Genomic DNA, 21,439 nt, shown 5'->3' with positions numbered 1-21,439 from the left:
TTAATTGGTTATTGTATTTTAACTGCTAAGGACAATTCTATATAAAGCACTAGCAGCCAGTGCTTTTAGTAAGTTTAACAAAAATTTCATCTGGCAATTAGAGTTTGCCCACACTTAAAAGTCTTATCATACACACTCTCATTTAAGGTTTTACATCCTCTTACAGTCGACTCTTAACGAATTCACACGCTTCAATTATTTTGAACATTTTCGTTAATAGCGTTTGACAAATGTAAAAGACTTAATTCCAAAAATGAAAACCCGATAGCTCCAAAAGCCCCAATTTGCCATAAATTTCTTGTTTAATATTATATAAGCACAATAAGTCATGTAACCATTTTATATCCACTATATAAAATCGCTCCTTTAATCTTGTTTTAATTTATAACTTTTCAATTATAAAATTTATCAGATAGATAAATATTTGCTTATATGTATAACTAAATCAAACCATTAAGACACATCACAGATGCAAGATATTGGATACACTTTATCACAATAGCCAACTTAATGTTTTAGTGCAAAACGCATAGAACCCCACAACACATGACAAATTAGGACAAAACGAATAACATGTCCAGGTTATTATATTCAGCCGGTAATCTTTTTCAGTTTAAGGAAAGAATTCATGGACGCAATCCACTAAGGGAGGCTCAGATAAGTCTATTAAATGGCGGTTTGTAGAGATTTTTAAAATATGGCTAGAGTAACCCCGATACTACGCATGACTTAGCTCTAGAAACAAAGAGAAGCTTAACTGAAATACCTAAGCCTGATCAGAACATTTTAGGCAAATCAGAGTAATAATAGTTGTATTATTATAAAAATTTGAAATATGCCAATAGCTACGCAGGAGTGGGATTGGGAGATCAGTAGCAAAACCAGCGTATGGAATCATAGTCTAAAGGAGCTATGGTCATATCGCCATCTGTTGATTGGTTTAGTAAGGCGTAACTTTATACTAAACTACCAGCAGACTGTTTTAGGACCCATCTGGATCTTGTTTCAACCGGTACTGACACTGGTAACATTTGTGATAGTCTTTCATAAAATTGCCGGCATTTCCACCGGTACCTTACCGCCTGTCCTATTTTATGCTGCAGGTATAGTGCTCTGGAACTTCCTGAGCGATAGTTTTACCGGCACGGCCAGCACATTTAAGGAAAATGTGCAGGTTTTCAGTAAGGTATACTTCCCTCGTATCATCATGCCTATATCGGTTATCGGCACACAACTGCTGCGCTTTGCGATGCAATTGATAATGTTTCTGGGAATCGTCTTTTACTATAGCATCACAACGGATTTACAGCTACAGACAGGGCTCTGGCTCTTAGCTTTCCCTGTGGCAATTCTGCTGACGGCTGGCATTAGTTTGGGTATGGGCCTGCTGTTCTCCATTCTCACAGCCAAGTACCGTGACATGTCGAATCTTGTGGCACTAGGCATTCGCCTTCTTATGTTTGTAACACCGGTCATATACCCACTGGCGGCCGTCCCTGAGAACATGCGCTGGCTGGTAGAGCTAAACCCTATCACACCTGTCTTTGAGCTGTTCCGATTGTCTATCCTGGGAGAAGGCACCCTTACACTGGTTCATTTCATCTATAGCCTGTCTTTTACAGTTGTGCTGCTTACAGGCTCTATGCTGCTTTTCAATAAGCAGGGAGATAAACTGATCGATGTAGTCTAAACCTGCGCCACATGTCTGAAACCGTCATAGAAATAGAAAACCTGTACAAGATGTATCGCCTCGGCGTGATAGGCACCGGCTCTTTCAGGCAGGACCTGCAGCGCTGGTGGACCGCCAATATCCTCCGAAAGGAAGATCCATTCTTTCAGGTCAATCATGAGTGCCAGCACAAAGCTTTGCCAGATATGATCATGGCTTTGCAGAACATCAACCTGGAGGTGAAACACGGGGAGGCGATCGGCATTATTGGCAAGAACGGGTCTGGCAAGTCCACCCTGCTCAAAATAATCTCCCGCATTGTACGCCCTACCCACGGTACGGTACGAGGCAAGGGCAAGGTAAGCAGCTTGCTGGAAGTGGGCACGGGCTTTCACCAGGAGCTTACCGGCAGAGAGAACATTTACATCAGTGGGTATATACTAGGTATGAGCAAACCTGAGATCAAGCGCAAGTTTGATGAGATCGTTGCCTTTTCAGGGGTAGAGCAGTTTATCGACACCCCTGTTAAGCGTTATTCATCGGGTATGTATGTGCGACTGGCATTTGCTGTCGCAGCCCACCTGGAGCCCGATATTCTGATCGTGGATGAAGTACTGGCGGTGGGTGACGCTGACTTTCAGAAGAAGTGCCTGGGCAAAATGCGGGAGGTGTCACAGGCGGAGGGAAGAACGATTCTCTTTGTGAGCCACAGCATGCAGGCCATCAAAAACCTGTGCGACAAAGCAGTGTGGCTGAACCAGGGCAAAATGCAGGCATTTGGTCCTTCGACCGCCGTAGTAAACAAGTACCTGACCAGCACCCAGGACGCCCACCTGCTGCAGGTATGGCAAACACCGGACGAAGCCCCCGGAAATGAACTGGTGCGTATGCGGTCTGTGGAGCTTGAGCCCCAGCTTGCATCCCCGGATGCGCCAATGGATATCCGTACACCACTTATAGTCAGGGTTCAATTCTGGAACATGCAGGAGGAAGCTGTCCTGAGTATTGGCCTCCACCTGTTCACAGCCGGCGGCGAATGTATTTTTGACCTCCCCTCCCCGGCTGTATGCTGTGCCAAAGGCCTCGTTGAGGGAGAATGCACGATACCTGGCAACTTTCTGAATGACGGCTCCTACTACGTTTCGATCATCATTGTGCGGGATACCTCTATTTCGCTTTACTACCATGAAGAGTGCCTCAGGTTCGAGCTGGAGGATTATCGTGAAAATATTCAGTGGTACGGCAAGTGGTGGGGTGCTGTGCGCCCTCAGTTTCCCATCCAGCTGCGACAGGCAGAGATCATGATTCCGCATGAAGGCATTTAAACTACATCCCTATGCGCAACCATCTACCCTATCAGATTAGCCACATCTACCTCCAGGAAGGATTGTCAGTCCCTGCTCTGACCACCCATGACCGAGGCAATTACCTTGTTTTTTGGTGGCATGACAGGGCTTTGGGACATGTTTTCATGCCCCCGAAGCAACGCTTAACAGAGACAAGCTACCACGATAAACTGATCGAGGCGATTGCCCCAGCCATAGGATTCTATGAGAATGAAGAAAAGGCACCCCTTGTTGACTGGCAAGAGTGGATTCACCAAAAGGAATTTCACGCATTGGAAAGCTGGATGAACAACCTGTTTCCTCCGGTTTCACAGGAGGCTATACCTGACAGGGTGCCAATAGCAGCCGTTATTTGCACCCGTGACAGGCCTTCTCAACTGCAAAACTGTCTTCGTATGCTCTTAAGTCTGCCCTGCCGCCCACAAGAGATCATTGTCGTAGACAATGCCCCTTCAAATGACGCATCAGCTGAGGCTGTAAAGCAGTTCGGGGAGGTTACTTATATAAAGGAGCCACGTCCAGGGCTTGATATCGCCAGAAACACGGGTGCAAGAAAAGCGAACGCTCCAGTTGTCGCCTATGTAGACGATGATGTCACGGTCCACCCCTTGTGGGCTTACCAGGTATGGAATACTTTTCAGGACCCAGGTATAGCAGCTATGACAGGCCTGGTGATCGCATCTGAATTGAAAACCGAGGCGCAGTTCATTTTTGAAAAGCACTGGAGTTTTAACCGTGGCTACACAGACATTTTCTATACGCCCGAATTTATTCAGGCCACGCTATCGCAGGGGCCGCCGGTCTGGGTGATCGGGGCCGGGGCAAACATGGCCTTCAGAAAAGAGATATTTGAGCAGGTAGGGTATTTTGATGAGCTCCTGGATGTTGGCGCGGCCGGCTGCAGTGGCGATTCTGAGATGTGGTACAGAATCCTGATCAAGGGACACACCATTCACTACAACCCCAGGGCAATCGCTTATCATGAGCACCGCAGGGAGATTGAAGGTCTGAAGAAGCAGATTTTCTACTATATGCGGGGCCACGCCGCCGCTGCTCTGATCCAGCAACGTCAACAAAAGGCAGGCTACATCAGGCACCTGCTCTGGCGATTGCCCAAGCAGTATGCACAGCTCTTAAAGTCAGGATTCCCCAACTACCGCTATCGTCACAAAACACTGTTTGTAGAGATGCTCGGTGTTTTGTCAGGACTGAATTACTATTTCAAAAACAGGCAGCACTCGAAGCAGTAGGTATGAATAAGACAGGTTCTCAGTTAAACCCTTTGGTGTCCGTTGTAATACCCTGTTACAACCAGGGACATTTTTTGGCCGGAGCGATCGAGAGTGCGCTCACCCAGGACTATCCTGCTGTAGAGGTCGTAGTGGTGGACGATGGATCTACTGACTATACGAAAGCAATAGCAGGCACCTATCGTGCTGTCAAATATGTACACCAGCCTAATCAGGGGCTGTCTTCGGCCCGGAACACAGGTATAAAAAACGCTTCCGGCGACTTCCTGCTTTTTCTGGATGCAGACGACTGGCTCCTGCCGGGCGCCATAACGACCAATGTGTCGTACCTGCTCCGGCATGAGCAACTTGCCTTTGTGTCAGGAGCCCACCATAAAGTGTACGTGGAGGAAGGCCTGGTGAAGGAAGAGGCATCACAGGTCAGCGCAGACCATTATCTGCACCTACTCCAGGGCAACTACATTGGCATGATTTCGACCGTCCTTTTCCGCAAATGGGTGTTTTCGGAGTTTCAGTTCGATACCATGCTGCGCAACTGCGAAGACTATGACCTATACCTGAAGATAACCAGAAAATACCCGGTAATCCATCACCAGGACAAAATCGCGGCCTATCGCATTCACACGGCCAATATGTCAAACAACATTCCGGCTATGCTGGGAGGTGTGCTGGGCGTACTGGATCGCCAGAAAAAAGAACTGAAGTCTGAACATGAACAGAAGGCTTACCTGCGAGGACAGGAAGTGTGGATAAACTACTACTGCTCAGAGGTATGGAAAAGCCTCCGTCAGCCCAAAGCCACTGTTTCCGCAGAGAACCTTCAACTTCTTAAGCTGCACGGGCGGCCTCTTTATTATAAATACATCCTGAAAAAAAACACAGCCATGTTCAAAGCTCAAGTCAAAAAATACGCACCAGCCTTTACACTCAGAATGCTGTACAGCATGGGGCTGTACAACAACCATGTTCCTGCTCCGGGAGCAGTGGCATTGGGGGACTTTGACAGAGTCACTCCTTTCAGCAAAGAATTTGGCTATGACCGGGGTGGCCCTGTGGACCGATATTATATTGAGGGCTTCCTTAGCAGTGAATCACAGCATATACAAGGCAATGTGCTCGAGATCGGTGACAATGCCTATACCTTGCAGTTTGGAGGAAAGCAGGTCACCAAAAGCGATATACTGCACGTGGACTCGACCAACAAAGCAGCGACCTATACTGGTGATATAAGCGATGCCCCACACATACCTGACAGTATGTTTGACTGTATCATCCTCACCCAGACCCTGCATTTGATCTACGACTTTAAAGCCGCACTCCGTACCTGCCACCGGATCCTGAAGTCGGGGGGCGTCCTGCTTCTGACTGTGCCGGGTATTACTCCGATTGACCATGGCGAATGGAAGAACACCTGGTACTGGGCTTTTACAGACAAAGCGATGCGCAAAGTGATGGACGAAACATTCCCGGAGAGCAAGGTCACAGTTGGCACTTTTGGGAATGTACTGACGGCGTCCGCTTTTCTGTATGGCATGGGCCTGCAGGAGGTACCACCGTCCAAACTCAACTTTCACGACCCGCATTACCAGGTGATCGTGACAGTGAAAGCCCAAAAGCTGTAGCGTATACCTATGATCCGCCACTTCATACAGAAATACCTGGAGCCGAAAGCGCTTGTGCTGATGTACCACCGTATAGCGGCACCGGAAACCGATATCTGGGACCTTGCTGTCAGCCCCGCAAATTTTGAGGAACAGCTAAAGGTGTTAAGCCAGACAGGTGAGGTCGTACCCCTGCACGAACTTGCCGCCAGAGCAAAAGAAAAAAAACGCCGGAAGCGCCTGATCGCATTGTCATTTGACGACGGCTACATCGACAACTATGAAACGGCAAAGCCACTGCTAGAGAAATACCGGTTACCGGCTACCTTCTTTGTGACGTCCTGCAACTTAGGAACAGAGCGGGAGTTTTGGTGGGATGAACTGGAAAACCTTATACTTTACGCAGCGCATCTGCCTGCTACATTCGCCATGGAAGTAAAGGGAGTGCTCATAAAAAAAGACCTGAGTCAGGAAACTGAAATGTCGGAAGCTCTGCGGCAGCAGCACATGCACTGGAAAGCATGCCTTTCCCCCCCGACCACCAGGCGCAGCGAACTGTTTCTGGCATTGTGGATGGCGATGCGGGTGTTTCCGGACAGCGAAATACAGGAACTTCTGCAACAGATCCGGGACTGGACAAGAACTGAAGTAGTGCATCGGCCTGCTTACAGAAGCATGTCATCAGGCCAGCTTGCTGAACTGGCAAAGCAGCAGCTATTTGATATAGGGGCACATACGGTGACGCACCCTGCTTTGGGGTATCATGGCTTTGAGTTTCAGAAGGCTGAAATGGCAACTAACAGAGATATACTCCAGGAACTGACCGGTAATCGCATTTCACTAATGGCTTACCCCTATGGGCATTACAATGCGGCTACCTTACAGGCGGCAGAGGCTGCTTCTTTTAATGCCGCATTTACCACGGAAGGTTGCACGGTCAACAAACGAACGCACCAGCACCGCATCGGCCGATTCCAGGTGAACGATATGACAGGAGAAGCTTTTGCAAAAACGCTCCGGAAATGGGCACTAACTTAACACTGCTATGCAAACAAACCCTACCCCTCTTGTCTCGGTGATCACAGCTTTCCTCAATGAGAAAAGATTCTTAGGCGAGGCTATCGAGAGTGTCCTGCAGCAGGATTACACGCACTGGGAACTGATACTTGTAGATGACGGCTCAACTGATCAGAGTACCGCTATAGCACAAGCGTATGCAGCACGGTACCCTGGCAAGGTTTTCTACCATGAGCATCCGGGGCATATCAACAGAGGCCTGAGTGCCAGCCGCAACACAGGTATAGAGCGGGCACGGGGAGAGCTGATCGCTTTCCTGGATGCCGATGATGTCTGGCTTCCCCAGAAACTGTCACAACAGGTCGCCTTATTTCAAAAGGAAAGTGGAATTGCCATGGTGGCGGAGGCCTCCTTGTACTGGTATAGCTGGGAACACCCTGATCAGCAGGACATTCCTATACCTGTTGGCGCCCCCCAGGACAGGGCTTATGCACCCGGAGCGCTCACCTCATACCTGTACCCGCTTCATACAGGCGCTGCACCATGCCCATCAGGCCTTATGCTGACCAGAGAAGCCATTGACCGGGCCGGAGGTTTTGAGGAGTCTTTCACGAAGGAGTTTCAGCTGTATGAAGACCAGGCTTTTCTTCATAAGATATACCTGCAGGAAAAGGTATACATCTCATCTGCCTGCCTGAACAAATACCGACAGCGTACCGGCTCTATTGTGGAGAAGGTGAAATCTGATGGTCACTACCACATGGTCCGCCGCTATTTCCTGGAGTGGCTGGAAGATTATCTGCAGGAGTCTCAACTGGAGGAGAGCACGACAGCGGGATTGTTAAAAAGAGCGCTTATACCTTACCGTTATCCGCGCCTCTATTTTGCAGCGGTTACCTTCCCCTCAAAAGTAAAAGGAGTTATTAAGAAAGGATTCAAGTCACTTGTCAGATGAAGGTTCCCAAGCTAACGGTTCTGATGCCGGTGTATAACGCCGGGAAATTTCTGGCAGCAGCTGTTGACAGCATACTGCAACAGACATTCCGGGAATTTGAGTTCATCATCATCGACGATGGCTCAACTGACAATAGTGTGGCTATCATACAATCTTATGATGACCCCCGCATCAGGCTATACCTGAACGAAGCGAATATAGGTATCACGGCTACCCTGAACAAAGGTATAGGACTGGCCACAACCAGCCTTATAGCCAGAATGGACGCAGATGACATCAGTTATCCGGACAGGCTACAGGTGCAGTACTTGTACATGCAGGCAAACCCAGACTGCGCCCTTATTTCGTCCATGGTCAGGGTGATCGGAGAAGACGGACGCTTTATCAGGCAGGATAAGATGAGGAGTGAGCACTTTTATTATAACCTGACTTTTATCTGCTGGCTATATCACCCCACAGTGATGTACCGGAAAGAGGCTGTTCAGGAAGCAGGGCTCTATACTGCTGCTTACTCAGAAGACTTTGAGCTCTTCTGGCAACTCACCCGGAAATACAGATTCTACAACCTGCCCGAAGTATTGCTGGACTACAGAGTGACTGACCAGAGCCTACACCAGGTATTAAGGAGGGAAGAGTACGAATCGGCGCAGCAGCAGCAGGTACTGCGCAATCTACGCTATTTCGCAGGCAGCCATTATACTATTCCGAGTAGTTTTATTCAATGCTACAGGCATAATTTCGAGCCACTCATCGCAGAACAGGATCTGCGTCGATGGATAAGCTGCATCCGGGAGCTAGATTATATAACCCAGTGTATTTTAAGGAAACAAAACCCTAACCTGGAGGCAGAAAGCGTGAAGCTGGCCGCCAGGTATAAACGGGAGTTCATCATCAGGGCGCTGATCCAACACCTCCCCCTCCATAGTCAGGTATGGTTTCGAATGAGAGTAGAACCAGTACGCAGCCTGGTAAGGAGCTTCAAATCTTTGCTCAAAAGCAAACTCAGGTATGGAACCGCACTAATGCCCAGTAACAACTCGATCACCAACTAAAATAATCACATTTTATCTTACTAAATTCAATAACTCATCGTATTACTATTACATAAGGGAAGACTACTTACATTAATATAACTGTTTTATTTGATGCATAGCATACCCCCTTCTCCTCCCCAAATCGCGCCACTTCAAGGTATACACCACAGACCTACCTGGTCAGTGATGATACCGGTGTATAACTGTGCTACCTACCTAAAGGACACTTTAAGGAGCGTGCTGGCACAAGGTATACCTGAAGCGGAAATGCAGATTGAGGTGGTAGATGATGCCAGCACGGACGCAGATATTGAAAAGCTAGTTGCTGAGGTTGGTAGGGGACGCATCCAATATTTCAGACAGGTGCAGAACGTCGGAAGTCTACGAAATTTTGAAACCTGCATCAACCGCTCAAAAGGAAAGCTTGTGCATCTCCTGCACGGGGACGATAAGGTCAGGCCAGGCTATTATACCAGGATAGAACAGCTCTTTGAGCGATTCCCATCAGCAGGTGCTGCCTTCAGCGGCTATTGCAGTATCAACGAACAGGGTCAGGTTGTATCGCAAAAGAAGCCTGAAATGAAACAGGATGGCATACTGTCAAACTGGCTGGCGAGGATAGGGGAAAAACAGTTGGTTCAGTATGCTGCCATGACAGTGCGCAGAGAGGTATACGAACAGCTGGGGGCTTTTTATGGAGTGAATTACGGAGAAGACTGGGAGATGTGGGTACGGATAGCACGCTATTACCCGACGGCCTATACACCGCTTACACTGGCAGAATACAGGCAGCACACTACTTCAATCACCAATAGCAAGTTTTTGAAAGGGGAGCACTTGCAGGACCTTTACAAGGCCATGCTACTGATTCAAAACCATCTACCAGATAGTCAGAAGCATTCCATACTCCGAAATTCAAAAAAATACTATGCTACTTATACGCTTAATATAGCAGCACGTCTATGGCACAGCCTGCACAACAAGCAATTGGTGGAGGCTCACATCAAGAACGCACTGCGGTTTCACACCAGCCCCCTTATTTACCTGATGGCAGCAAAACTTTACTTTACATTAAAATTCAGCAGGATATGAGGTTAGGTATTTCGATTGTGATATGCACTTACAATGGGGCGAAGCTTCTTCCAGAAACGATCCGCCACATTGCCAACCAGCGCATTAGCCCCCATGTAAACTGGGAGGTACTGGTAGTTGACAATGCCTCTACTGACAACACCTCCGAAGTTGTGCTTGCGGAATGGGAGAAGCAGGGCCAGCCGACTCTATTGCACCTGTTCCACCAGCCGAGGCAGGGCCTGACGTATGCCCGTGAGCTCGCGCTGAGCCATGCAAACTATGAGTTTGTTTTGTTCTGCGACGACGACAATTGGCTTTGCCCTGATTACCTGAGCCTGGCCTATCAGCTTATGACGTCACATCCGGAAATTGGAGTGCTGGGAGGTAACGGCGAGCTCGTGTTTGAATCGCCTCCCCCAACATGGGCGCTCGGGCACGGCTTTTTTGCAAATGGCCCTCAGGCGAAATCAGCAGGTCCGGTAAGGAGGCAGTTTGTGTATGGCGCAGGTTGCGTCATACGGAAGTCAGCCTATAATACGCTCCTGCATGCTGGCTTCAAGCCACTGCTCACCGATCGGATGGCCGGCACACTAACAGCGGGTGGTGACTATGAACTTTGCTATGCGATCGCCATGACAGGCTATACCATCTGGTACGAAGACAAGCTTCAGTTCAAGCATTTCATGCCAGCAGCCCGACTTGACTGGGCATACTTCATCCGGTTCATTTCAGAAGGCGCCAGGTGTTTTGAGGTGATCATGCCTTACCGCATCCATGTGAACATGGGCAGCAAAAACACGCTTGTTTTCCGACTGATGTGCCTTCGCATCGTAGGCTCATACTTATTAAAAACGCTGCCATTGCTGGCAGCTAAACTATACCTCCCAGCTGATTCAGAGGCAGCAAAGCTCAACACAATCAAACTCGTATCTCTTAAGACGAAGCTTTATAGTTTTAAGAATCATAAAAACATGAAGCAGAATTTCGATGCCATTCTAAAGTTCAATCAGAATGCGCTCCAAAAAAAAAGCAGTCATGAGCCCGCCAAGGTCATGGTTGATATGCAAACTGCCAGCTAAGCATTAAATCCCCTCCATTCCCATACACATCTTTATATAAAAATATCCTGAACTACAAATTTTACGACCACTAAGTACAACTTATTATCACAATTAACATATATATTATACTAGAATACTTCAGCTCTCAGCAGTAGCTACAAGCCACAAAGCTGAATTCAGTGAACGCTTACAGTACAGCTGCATTTTTTATAGGCAACTGGGTATAAATATAATTTTGTGAGGCAGGATAAGCTCTATTAAGCTGCTTATTCTCTATTGGTTGTGGGCTTATCAGGGATTTTATGAATAAATTTATTACTGTACTATTTTTATTTACATCCTTCTTTTCTCTGGCCTTGTCTGCACAGGAAATTCAGGGCTTAAGTTCTGTGGAACGGCTTACCAGGCTTGCTGTCAGTAAAAATACAGGCGAAAAACCTCAGTCGAAGGTATGGAGCTATGCCTGCACGCAATGGACCGTGTTGCCCGACACCAGTGGCACGCATTTGTGGCGCCTCGACGATAATAGCTGGACACGTGTGATGACCCTCTCTACAAGCACTGTCACCAAAGCCGATTGCAAGGTGGAAGGTGCTGTGGTGCATGTGCTACTCTTTGAGGAGATAACACCGATCACCAACATTGTATCAGAAGCAGAAGACTCAACCAAATCCCTGAACAACAAGGCTTTTCTGGTATCAATAGAATATATTGAGTCGCAGAATACCTATAAACGCTGGTCCCAAAGACCCACAACGGTTGATATAAAGCTCGACAACGGAGTAGAGACTGCCTCCATCGATATTGACAGCAAAGGCAGGATGTGGCTGGCTTCTGATGCTGTAAACAAAATAAATGTGCGCTGGAGCGATGCCCCTTATACCACCTGGAGCTCCCCTATCACACTCGCCACAGGTGTAAAGAATGATGACATAGCGGGTGTGGTCTCCTTACCTGGGAAGGTGGGCGTTTTCTGGTCTAATCAAAATAACAGAAGGTTTGGTTTCAAAACACATCAAGATGGCGCTCCTCCAACCCAATGGTCTGCAGATGAAGTGCCCGCCTCCCATTCGGCTCTGAATGTCGGCAAGGGTATGGCGGATGACCATGTCAACTTTGCTATAGCCAGCGATGGTACTCTATATTGCGCTGTCAAAACAAGCTATGACCTACCTGGTTATCCCACTATCGCGCTGCTGGTGCGTCGCCCCTCCGGTAAGTGGGATGAAATGTATGGTATATCAGAATATGGGACACGCCCTGTTGCCCTACTGGATGAAACATTGAACAGACTCATAGTTATTTACTCATCTGTAGAAGATGGAGGAGATATCCTATACAGATCTACTTCGCTTGCTAACATAAATTTCGGACCCCAGCTGACACTGATGGGTGGAAAATTTGACAACGTTAGTAGTAGCAAAGGTGCTTTCAAGTCAGAAGTAGCGATCTTATTTTCTAACAAAACTCATGCACACGGGGTGCTCATCAATAACGGCACCCCTTCCCTGGTGAATTGCCCTGATCTGGTGCCTTCTTTCAGGTCCTTTGTTGTATACCCCAACCCTTTCATCGTCAAAACCACTGTCTACTTCACGCTCCAGGAAGATGACGAATATGAACTCCTGCTTTTTGACAGCAAAGGAGCCCGTATTGCCACGCTCAGTAAAGGAAGAGCACAGGCCGGAGAACTCAATACAGTCGACCTGAAAGATGTGGCTCGGGGCCTTTACATGGTGAGGTTACAAACAAGCAAGTCTGTACGAGCCCTCAAGGTAATTCAGGAGAGGTGAGACAAGGTGCTGTCGCATCTTTATACACTCGGCATTGCCGCTATTGACTCATATCAGCTAAGTATAATTTGTCGAATAGTACTCCAGCCTCAGTACATATACTCAAAATTAAAACTCTCTCACTAAAAACAACCAGTTAAACACAACTTTATTTTGGTTTAATCATATTAATAAAACACTACTCAGCTGTATCTCCAGTTTTTGATATTAATTGAGTTGCTGTCACACGTCTCATACTTACCCTGAATGTCATTTTATAAATACAATTTCCATTACAAGCTCCTATGAAAATGAATATCAAATTTACCTTCCTTGTAATTCTTTCAGTATTCCTTAGCTTTCAGGCTGTGGCGCAACAATCTGCGGGCTTTAGCTCCATTCAAAACCTCAGCCCTGAACCAACTACAGCTAGTACTGGCGAAAAACCACAGTCCAAACCCTGGAAGCATGCCGGGAAATGGTGGGCTGTGTTTCCAAATTCTAGCGGAACCCACCTTTGGCGACTAGATGGTACAAGCTGGACTAGTGTACTCAGACTTACCACACGCACTTCCTCCAAGGCAGATTGCAAGGTGGCAGGAGATGTAACGCATATTTTGTTGTACCAGGGTGCTTCTTCCCAAATGGCCTCTGTCGAGTATGATTATGCGCAGGGCACCTACAAGCTTTGGTCAAGAAGAACCTCTACTGTCGGCCTGACAATGGATCAGGGGGTTGAAACCGCGACTATTGATATTGACGGTACTGGTAGAATGTGGCTGGCTTCAGCAGGCGTGAGTGATATAAATGTCCGATGGAGTGATTCACCCTATACCAACTGGAGTCCGCCTGTGAAAATTGCTACAGGAGTAGATGACGATGATATATGTGCTGTAATAGCCATGCCTGGCAAAATTGGCGTGCTATGGTCAAACCAGAATACCAACAGGTTCGGCTTTAAAACACATCAGGATGGCGATGCACCCGACAACTGGTCCGCTGACGAAGTGCCGGCCTCGCAGTCAGCACAGAACATAGGAGATGGCATGGCCGATGATCATCTTAATATGGCCATAGCCAGCGACGGCACATTGTACTGCGCTGTTAAAACAGAGTACGGTACCAGAGGCTATCCCGAAATAGCGCTGCTCGTGCGACGACCAAATGGTGTATGGGACAACTTATACGGAGTAAGCGATAGAGGTACCCGCCCTATTGTTATCTTGAATGAGTCTATCGGAAAAGTGAAGGTTATCTATACATCTTCAAACAACGGCGGCAACATCTTATATAAAGAGACATCTGCTTCCAACATCAGTTTTAGTTCAGAGATGACACTCATGAGTGGCAACTATAACGATGCCACCAGCAGCAAAGACAATTACACATCGGATGTTGTGGTGATGGCGACTAGCAGCTCCAGCGTAGTTGGTGTACTGGCCAGTGACCAGATTACTATCACACCGCCGGCAACGCCTATTCCGGCTTCACCAGCCCACAATGCCTCAAGCCTGAGCATACCTGTAGGTATAAGTTGGCAAGCGGCACAAGGGGCCGGCTCCTACCAGGCTCAGATATCGACCACTTCCAACTTCTCGAGCATAGTCTTCAACCAATCGAACATTCAAAGCACTTCCGTTTCGGTCAGCAGCCTGAGCAACAGTACGACTTACTATTGGCGCGTACGGGCCAGTAATGCAAACGGAACCAGTGCCTGGTCTTCTGTCTGGAGTTTCAGAACAGCTGATGCACCTTCTACAGAGCAGCAGGTTGTGAGCTTCACGCTCGTTAACTCCCACACCGAGCAGGACCACTTCCAGCTCCGGGACGGGGCGGTGATCGTGCTCTCCGAGCTCCCGAGCACCAAGCTCAACATCCGGGCCAACACCTCGCCCGGGGCGGTGGGCAGCGTCAAACTTGAGCTCTCGGGCACCCAGTCCAGGACCTACACCGACAACGCCGCTCCCTACGCCCTGTTCGGCGACGACGGCCGCGGCAACTACTACTACGGCAACTGGAACCCGCCGGCCACGGGCACCTACACCCTCCGCGCTACCCCGTACACGGGCAGCAACGGCACCGGAACGGCGGGCGAGCCGCTTTTGATAACCTTCAACGTAGTGAAAGAAGGAACCCCCACCACACAGTACACTCTGGCGGTGAGCACGGTGGGCGGCGGCACGGTTAGCAGGAGCCCCGATCAGGCGACCTACGCGGCCGGCAGCGCCGTCTCCCTGACGGCCACCCCGGCCGCGGGCTTCGCCTTCGCCGGCTGGAGCGGGGACGCCTCGGGCTCCGCCAACCCGCTCACCCTGACCATGGACCGCAGCAAGGCGGTGACGGCCACCTTCACGGCCACCACCAGCCAGCAGCAGGTGGTGAGCTTCACGCTGGTCAACTCCCACACCGAGCAGGACCACTTCCAGCTCCGGGACGGGGCGGTGATCGTGCTCTCCGAGCTCCCGAGCACCAAGCTCAACATCCGGGCCAACACCTCGCCCGGGGCGGTGGGCAGCGTCAAACTTGAGCTCTCGGGCACCCAGTCCAGGACCTACACCGACAACGCCGCTCCCTACGCCCTGTTCGGCGACGACGGCCGCGGCAACTACTACTACGGCAACTGGAACCCGCCGGCCACGGGCACCTACACCCTCCGCGCCACCCCGTACACGGGCAGCAATGGCTCCGGAACGATGGGCGAGCCGCTGACCTTAACATTCCAAGTAGTGTCTTCGGGCTTTGCAGGGAATACATCGGCCAGCTTAGAGCAGGCAGAGCTTCTGACTGACGAGTTTAAGGTATATCCAAATCCATTTACGCATAAAGCAACACTGGATTTTTCCGTACAGGAAGCAAGTGACTACGCCATTACTATCTATGATGCCAAGGGAATGCTGGTGGCAAGACTTCAGGAGGGAAGCGCCGTTCCCGGTAAAGTAAACAGGCTTGAAGTAGATGGAGCCAACCTCCCTAAGGGATTGTATTTCATAAAACTGCAAACCCAAAGCATGACTAAGACACTTAAACTGATGCTGGATAAGTAAACATAACGTTCACGAGCAGCAGGAGATCGACAGAACAGTTGATCTCCTGCTGCTTTTATAGGTAATAGCTACTTATTTAGTGTTCATCAAGCCATTGGTTTTGAGACGCACTCCACGGTTTCCATCGCTACTCCTCCCCCATTTTACCACTTAAATTCCTCATTCCCGTATTACCCCATGTGAATACAGGGGTTTTATGAGCATACCGGAAACGAACGGCATTTTTGCAGCGCATTACTTATTAAAGGAACAGCTTAGTTCAGGGAGGGTTGAAGAAGTATGGAAAGCTGAAGACTGGACTGCGGAAGGGGCTCCTGTCACGCTGAGGCTGTATGCGCCACACATCCGGCTCGATCATCACAGCCTGGAACAGCTGCAGCGGGAGCAGGAACAACGGGCGCTGTTACAGCACCCCCACCTGCTTATACCCACCCATTTTGGTGTACACGAGGGCATTCCTTTTGAAGTAGCTCCGCTACAGTCGCAGCAGACAGTAGCGCAGGCCGCACCGTTGCCTGAGCGAGAGGTTGCCCTGCTGATAGCACAGGTAGGCAGCGCCCTGGCGTACCTGCACACACAGCAGCCTCCGGTGTCGCATCGGCAGATAAATCCGGACAATATCATACTGGATGCGAATGGCAATTACCTGCTGGCCGTACCTGCGTTGAGTAGTCAGCTGCGTACGCTCCTGCACCGTGCTACGGGTACCCCGCTGGCCCAGGGCACAGCTTATGCCGCTCCTGAGCTGTTTGGTCCCCATCCTGTACACTCGGGAGCCAGCGACGTGTTTGCACTCGGTGTAAGTCTGTACGAACTATGCACCGGCGAGACCCCATGGCTCGGCAATGGGGGTCTTAGCCTAAGCCAGGGAGCGGAGATCCCAATCGTTTCAGCGCCCTATTCCCGTATACTGAGCAATCTGGTGCGAGCCTGCCTGCACCCTGACCCAGAGAAAAGACCATCGGCACAGGTGCTTGCAGAAGAAGCAACATACTATCTGGAATATGGAAATTGGAAGTCTTATGGTGCTTTTGGCAATGTGACGGCAGAGTCGATCGTGTATAAGAAAAGGTCCCCACTATGGCCGGTGCTGCTGCTCCTGTTGCTGGCAGGTGCATTGGCTGCCGCTTACTACTTTTTAGTATGGAAGGTACCCGGCGAGGAGTTGGCTACCGATGTTGCTGTGACCGCCGCCGATACAACTACTGCCCAGTCTGCCATCACGGACACCTCGGTCGCGGCAAGCACACCGGAGGAGACTAAGCCAGACACTCCAGCCAAAAGGCAGACCGCCGTCCAGAAGCCGCAAGCCCGTACCAAAAAACAACAAACCCCGCCTGCTACCAAGCCAGCCCCATCACGCCCGGCACAGCCCGCCTACCCGCAACCCACCAGCCTGGAAGGTTACCTCAACGGTCTGCTCAATGAGGAGATCCCCCTGCAGGTGCGCGACCGGTGGCGGACACAAATCCGAAAATACTTTTCTCCGGATGCGATCATATACGCCCGCATGCACGGCGCTGCCTTAGGCAGCTTTGGCGTAGGTGAGTTTATCGATATCCTGTTGAGTACGGAGGAAGGTAATAGTATTGTGATTGACAAGGTGATCTATGACCCTGAGGAAGAAAATGCCATTGACGAAATCAATGTGAGTATCATAGCTGCGCAATAATTTTCCGGCATGTAGTGCATTAAGTTTGGCATTCTGAGCATATTTTACAATATTTAGAAAGTCATATATTTTTGCACAGTCATGCTCGGAACACTCCTTAGTCTGCAATGGAAGCAGAGCCGCCGATCACCAGCCTACCAGAAAAGCCTGGTGGTAAAGATCATACTCGGCTTCTTTATCGTCTACTTTGCGCTCATCTTTATTGCGCTTGGCTTTTTTAGTCATAAACTGCTTACCGAGATTTACCCGGACCAAAGTCCTGTTGTCTCGTTCAACAGCTTCCTGCTCTTTTACTTTCTGATAGACCTGGTTTCGCGCTTCATGCTGCAGGACTTGCCGGTACTGGCCATTCAGCCTTTCCTGCACCTACCCTTGAAGCGGAACAAGCTGGTGCACTTCGTGCTGCTGCGCTCCATACCCAGTGTGTTTAATCTGCTCATGCTGCTGGTATTCGTGCCATTTATGCTTCGTGCGGTGGTGCCGGTGTATGGTACAGGTATAGCGCTGGTATGGCTGGTCTCGCTCCTGCTACTCACATTCATCAACAATTTCATTCTTATCTACTTTAAGCGTCAGCTTACCTCTAATCCAAAGCTTACGCTCCTCCTCGCACTGGTGGTCGGTGGCCTCATACTGCTCGACTACTTGCAATTGCTGTCACTGCGCCAGGCTTCGGTAGCGGCATTTGATGCCTTGCTGCAGCAGCCCTGGCTCCTGTTTGTGCCTTTGCTTGGCCTGGTGGGGACATACCTGCTCAATTACCGGTTCCTGATGCAGCACCTGTACCCGGAAGAAATCTTCATCAAAAAAGTAGCTACGGTAGAGGGCAACGACATGGCTTTCCTGAACAAGTTTGGTGATACCGGAAAGTTGATTGCGCTGGAATTGAAACTGATCTGGCGTCACAAGCGACCAAAATCCATGGTGATGATTTCAGCTTTTCTGCTGTTTTATGGCCTTATCTTCTACACCAACAAGGTGTATCTGGAAGGTTGGGGCATGCTTATTTTCGTGGGTATCTTTGTGACGGGCTCTCCGATGTTCAACTACGGTCAGTTTGTGCCAGCCTGGCAAAGCGCACATTACGATGCCCTGCTCACCAGACCCATCACCACGTACCAGTATGTGAAAGCCAAATACCTGATGTTTGTGCCTTCTATACTGCTGGTCACAGTCCTGACACTCCCTTATGCCCTGTTTGGCTCCAAAGTACTCCTTATCAACCTGGCCAGTTGCCTCTTTAACATAGGAGTGAATAGCATTGTGGTACTTTACTTTGCGGCACTCAACAAAGACCGGCTCGACCTAAGCAATGGCTCTGCCTTTAACTGGCAGGGTGTGGGAGCCTCCAGGTTTGTGATGATGCTGCCCATGGTGCTCGGGCCGATTGCGATCTTCCTGCCTTTCTCCTTCATGGACATCCCGCAATGGGGCATTTTCGCCATCGCTCTGAGCGGTGCACTCGGCATCGTTTTTCATCGCCAGCTGCTCCGCATGATGGCCAAACGACTTGAAGACCGGAAGTATACCCTGGCTGCTGGTTTCAGACAGCACTAAACACCACAACTACCTGAAGACGAAAACATCAGCTATACCTGAAAAGAAATGAATATGATTGAAGTAAGAGATCTCGTAAAGGCCTACAGCAGTGCTACTGTCGTAAACATACCTGCGCTGCACATTGCGCCCGGCGAAACCATTGGTCTGGTGGGGAACAACGGGGCAGGCAAAACCACACTGTTCCGGATGCTGCTGGACCTGGTGCGCCCTACAGACGGCGTGGTTACCTCCAAAGGTATACCCGTGGCACACACCGACGCCTGGAAATACTATACCGGCTCACACCTCGATGAGGGTTTCCTGATCGACTACCTGACGCCGGAAGAATACTTTAAATTCATCGGTGACTTGCACGGCTTATCTACCGGCGACATACAGGAGCGTCTGCAGCCGTTTACTGACCTGTTCAACGGCGAAGTACTGCAGCAGCGCAAGTATATCCGCGACTTTTCGAAAGGCAATCAGAAGAAGGTAGGTATAGCGGCTGCCGCCCTATCCCACCCTGAACTCCTGATTCTGGATGAGCCATTCGCCAACCTCGACCCTAGCTCCCAGATCAGGCTAAAGAACCTGTTACGCAACCTGCACGAGCAATACGGTATGACCATGCTCATCTCCAGCCACGACCTCAACCACGTGACGGAGGTGTGCAAACGCATCGTCATATTGGAGAAAGGACAGATTGTGCAGGATATGCAAACCACTGAAAATACCCTGCAAGCTTTGGAGGCTTACTTCACAGTTTAACTTAAGTACATAGCCAACACTAAAAGCCACCTATCCCCGATCTGGTGGCTTTTGCCTTTCTAAGAGGGCCGCTCCGAATACATATCGACTTAATAGCATATTTTACGTTTAAGCATACATACAATTTTAAGCATACATACAATATAAATCAGCCAATTTTAACTTTAACTAACCAACTACATCCTTTATAACATTCCAACATGAAGGCATCCTTTCTACTCCTGTTTCTGATTGTCGGCTTATACCCAGCCCTGGCACAACAGCCCGTTAATTCCCGCGATCGGGAGGTGGTGTTTCGGGGAGTCAGCCTGATTCCGATGGACAAGGAACAGGTGATCGAAAACCAGACGGTAGTGGTAAAAGACGGGAAGATAACCGCCATTGGTGGCGCCGCAAAAGTGAAGCACAGCAAAAATGCGCTGATCGTGGACGGCAAAGGAAAATACCTGATGCCGGGATTGGCTGAGATGCACGCCCACGTGCCGCCTGTCGACGACCTGGAGCAGATGAAAGAAGTACTGCAGCTGTTCACCCTTCATGGCATCACCACCATCCGGGGCATGCTGGGCCACCCGCGCCACCTGGAGCTACGCAGCAAACTGCAGTCTGGCGAACTCATCGGCCCCAGATTCTATACCTCCGGCCCCTCCCTGAACGGAAACAGCGTCAAAACGCCGGAAGCCGGTGCTGAGATGGTGCGGCAGCAAAAGCAGGCCGGATACGATTTCCTGAAGCTTCACCCGGGGCTCAACAACGAAACCTTTGGTGCTATTGCCAGCACCGCCAACCAAATCGGAATGCCTTTTGCCGGCCATGTATCTTATGACGTAGGTGTTTGGCGTGCCATAGAAGCCGGGTACGCCTCCATCGACCACATGGATGGATTTGTGGAAAGCCTGGTGCCTGGCCTGGAGGCTATACCTGAGCAGGAGGCCGGCCTCTTTGCCATGTACATCGCAGACCGCGCAGATACGACGCGAATACCTAAACTGATGACCGCACTGCGCGAGAAGAACATCTGGGTAGTGCCCACACAGGCCCTCGCCGAACGCTGGATGTCACCCGCAGAGTCTCCTGAAACTTTGGGCAGCAAGCCTGAGATGAAGTACATGAGTCCTAAAACGGTGCAGAACTGGGTGGCTACGAAACAAAAACTGATGGCAGACCCACGCTACGATGCCGATGCCATCAACAGGTATGTGGACCTACGCCGGAAACTGATCAAAGACTGCAACGACCATCAGGTGGGACTGCTGCTTGGCTGCGATGCGCCGCAGGTGTTTAACGTGCCCGGCATCTCTACGCATCAGGAATTCGAATACCTGGTGGCGGCAGGACTTAGCCCTTACGATGCCCTCCGGACAGGCACGGTCAATGTCGGCAGGTATTTCGATCGCGACGATATAGGCGTGCTGAAAGTAGGAGCCACTGCTGATATGCTCCTGCTGCATGGCAACCCGCTCAACGATATCTCCCAAACCCAACGTATAGCAGGTATAGTAATTGGCCATACCTATCTGCCCGAAACCTATATAAAGCAGGAACTGAAGAAGATGGAAAAAACTAAATAGAGTCGTAGGTATAACCAAAAGCGGTCTGACCTGTTAGGAACCCGACAATTGATAAAACCTGATCAT

The 21,439-nt window shown here is 49.7% G+C and carries 15 protein-coding genes; all 15 read left to right on the top strand.

Translation table 11 applies throughout. The annotated features are described in order from the left end of the window. Positions 1–835 precede the first annotated feature (835 nt). Positions 836–1,690, top strand: a complete 855-nt coding sequence (locus AC5FXQ_RS19935) for an ABC transporter permease (protein ID WP_493604170.1) — start codon at positions 836–838, stop codon at positions 1,688–1,690. An 11-nt stretch (positions 1,691–1,701) separates the two neighbouring features. Beyond that, positions 1,702–2,994 (top strand): ABC transporter ATP-binding protein, encoded by a 1,293-nt coding sequence (locus AC5FXQ_RS19930; RefSeq protein WP_493604169.1) that lies wholly within the window; start codon positions 1,702–1,704, stop codon positions 2,992–2,994. A gap of 11 nt (positions 2,995–3,005) precedes the next feature. After that, positions 3,006–4,265, top strand: coding sequence for a glycosyltransferase family 2 protein (locus AC5FXQ_RS19925; protein ID WP_493604168.1), 1,260 nt, complete (start codon positions 3,006–3,008; stop codon positions 4,263–4,265). 2 nt (positions 4,266–4,267) lie between these two features. Next, positions 4,268–5,887, top strand: a complete 1,620-nt coding sequence (locus AC5FXQ_RS19920) for a glycosyltransferase (RefSeq protein WP_493604167.1) — start codon at positions 4,268–4,270, stop codon at positions 5,885–5,887. A gap of 9 nt (positions 5,888–5,896) precedes the next feature. Then, positions 5,897–6,904: a polysaccharide deacetylase family protein gene (locus AC5FXQ_RS19915; protein ID WP_493604166.1), complete on the top strand. Its 1,008-nt coding sequence runs from the start codon at positions 5,897–5,899 to the stop codon at positions 6,902–6,904. A 7-nt stretch (positions 6,905–6,911) separates the two neighbouring features. Further along, positions 6,912–7,838 carry a glycosyltransferase family 2 protein gene (locus AC5FXQ_RS19910; RefSeq protein ID WP_493604165.1) on the top strand — a complete coding sequence of 309 codons (927 nt, stop codon included), beginning with the start codon at positions 6,912–6,914 and terminating at the stop codon, positions 7,836–7,838. Beyond that, on the top strand, positions 7,835–8,890 hold the full coding sequence (locus tag AC5FXQ_RS19905) for a glycosyltransferase family 2 protein (protein WP_493604164.1): 1,056 nt from the start codon (positions 7,835–7,837) through the stop codon (positions 8,888–8,890). Before AC5FXQ_RS19910 ends, AC5FXQ_RS19905 begins: the two co-directional genes overlap by 4 nt. 93 nt (positions 8,891–8,983) lie before the next feature. Continuing rightward, entirely contained in the window at positions 8,984–9,964 is a 981-nt protein-coding gene (locus AC5FXQ_RS19900; RefSeq protein WP_493604163.1) for a glycosyltransferase family 2 protein, read from the top strand. Further along, a complete protein-coding gene (locus tag AC5FXQ_RS19895; protein WP_493604162.1) occupies positions 9,961–11,025 on the top strand; it encodes a glycosyltransferase in 1,065 nt (354 codons plus the stop codon). Before AC5FXQ_RS19900 ends, AC5FXQ_RS19895 begins: the two co-directional genes overlap by 4 nt. 371 nt (positions 11,026–11,396) lie before the next feature. Further along, a complete protein-coding gene (locus tag AC5FXQ_RS19890; protein WP_493604161.1) occupies positions 11,397–12,800 on the top strand; it encodes a T9SS type A sorting domain-containing protein in 1,404 nt (467 codons plus the stop codon). Between the two features lie 572 nt (positions 12,801–13,372). Next, positions 13,373–15,823 carry a T9SS type A sorting domain-containing protein gene (locus AC5FXQ_RS19885; protein ID WP_493604160.1) on the top strand — a complete coding sequence of 817 codons (2,451 nt, stop codon included), beginning with the start codon at positions 13,373–13,375 and terminating at the stop codon, positions 15,821–15,823. Positions 15,824–16,019: 196 nt separating this feature from the next. After that, entirely contained in the window at positions 16,020–17,495 is a 1,476-nt protein-coding gene (locus AC5FXQ_RS19880; protein WP_493604159.1) for a serine/threonine protein kinase, read from the top strand. An 81-nt stretch (positions 17,496–17,576) separates the two neighbouring features. Continuing rightward, entirely contained in the window at positions 17,577–19,052 is a 1,476-nt protein-coding gene (locus AC5FXQ_RS19875; RefSeq protein ID WP_493604158.1) for a DUF5687 family protein, read from the top strand. Positions 19,053–19,106: 54 nt separating this feature from the next. Beyond that, positions 19,107–19,802: an ABC transporter ATP-binding protein gene (locus AC5FXQ_RS19870; RefSeq protein WP_493604171.1), complete on the top strand. Its 696-nt coding sequence runs from the start codon at positions 19,107–19,109 to the stop codon at positions 19,800–19,802. A gap of 200 nt (positions 19,803–20,002) precedes the next feature. Beyond that, entirely contained in the window at positions 20,003–21,373 is a 1,371-nt protein-coding gene (locus tag AC5FXQ_RS19865; protein WP_493604157.1) for an amidohydrolase family protein, read from the top strand. The last annotated feature ends 66 nt before the right edge of the window (positions 21,374–21,439 follow it).

This window comes from Pontibacter sp. LHS1 (assembly GCF_058932855.1).
The sequence above is the reverse complement of the archived record's forward strand: the minus strand, read 5'-3'. Positions and strand labels throughout refer to the sequence as shown.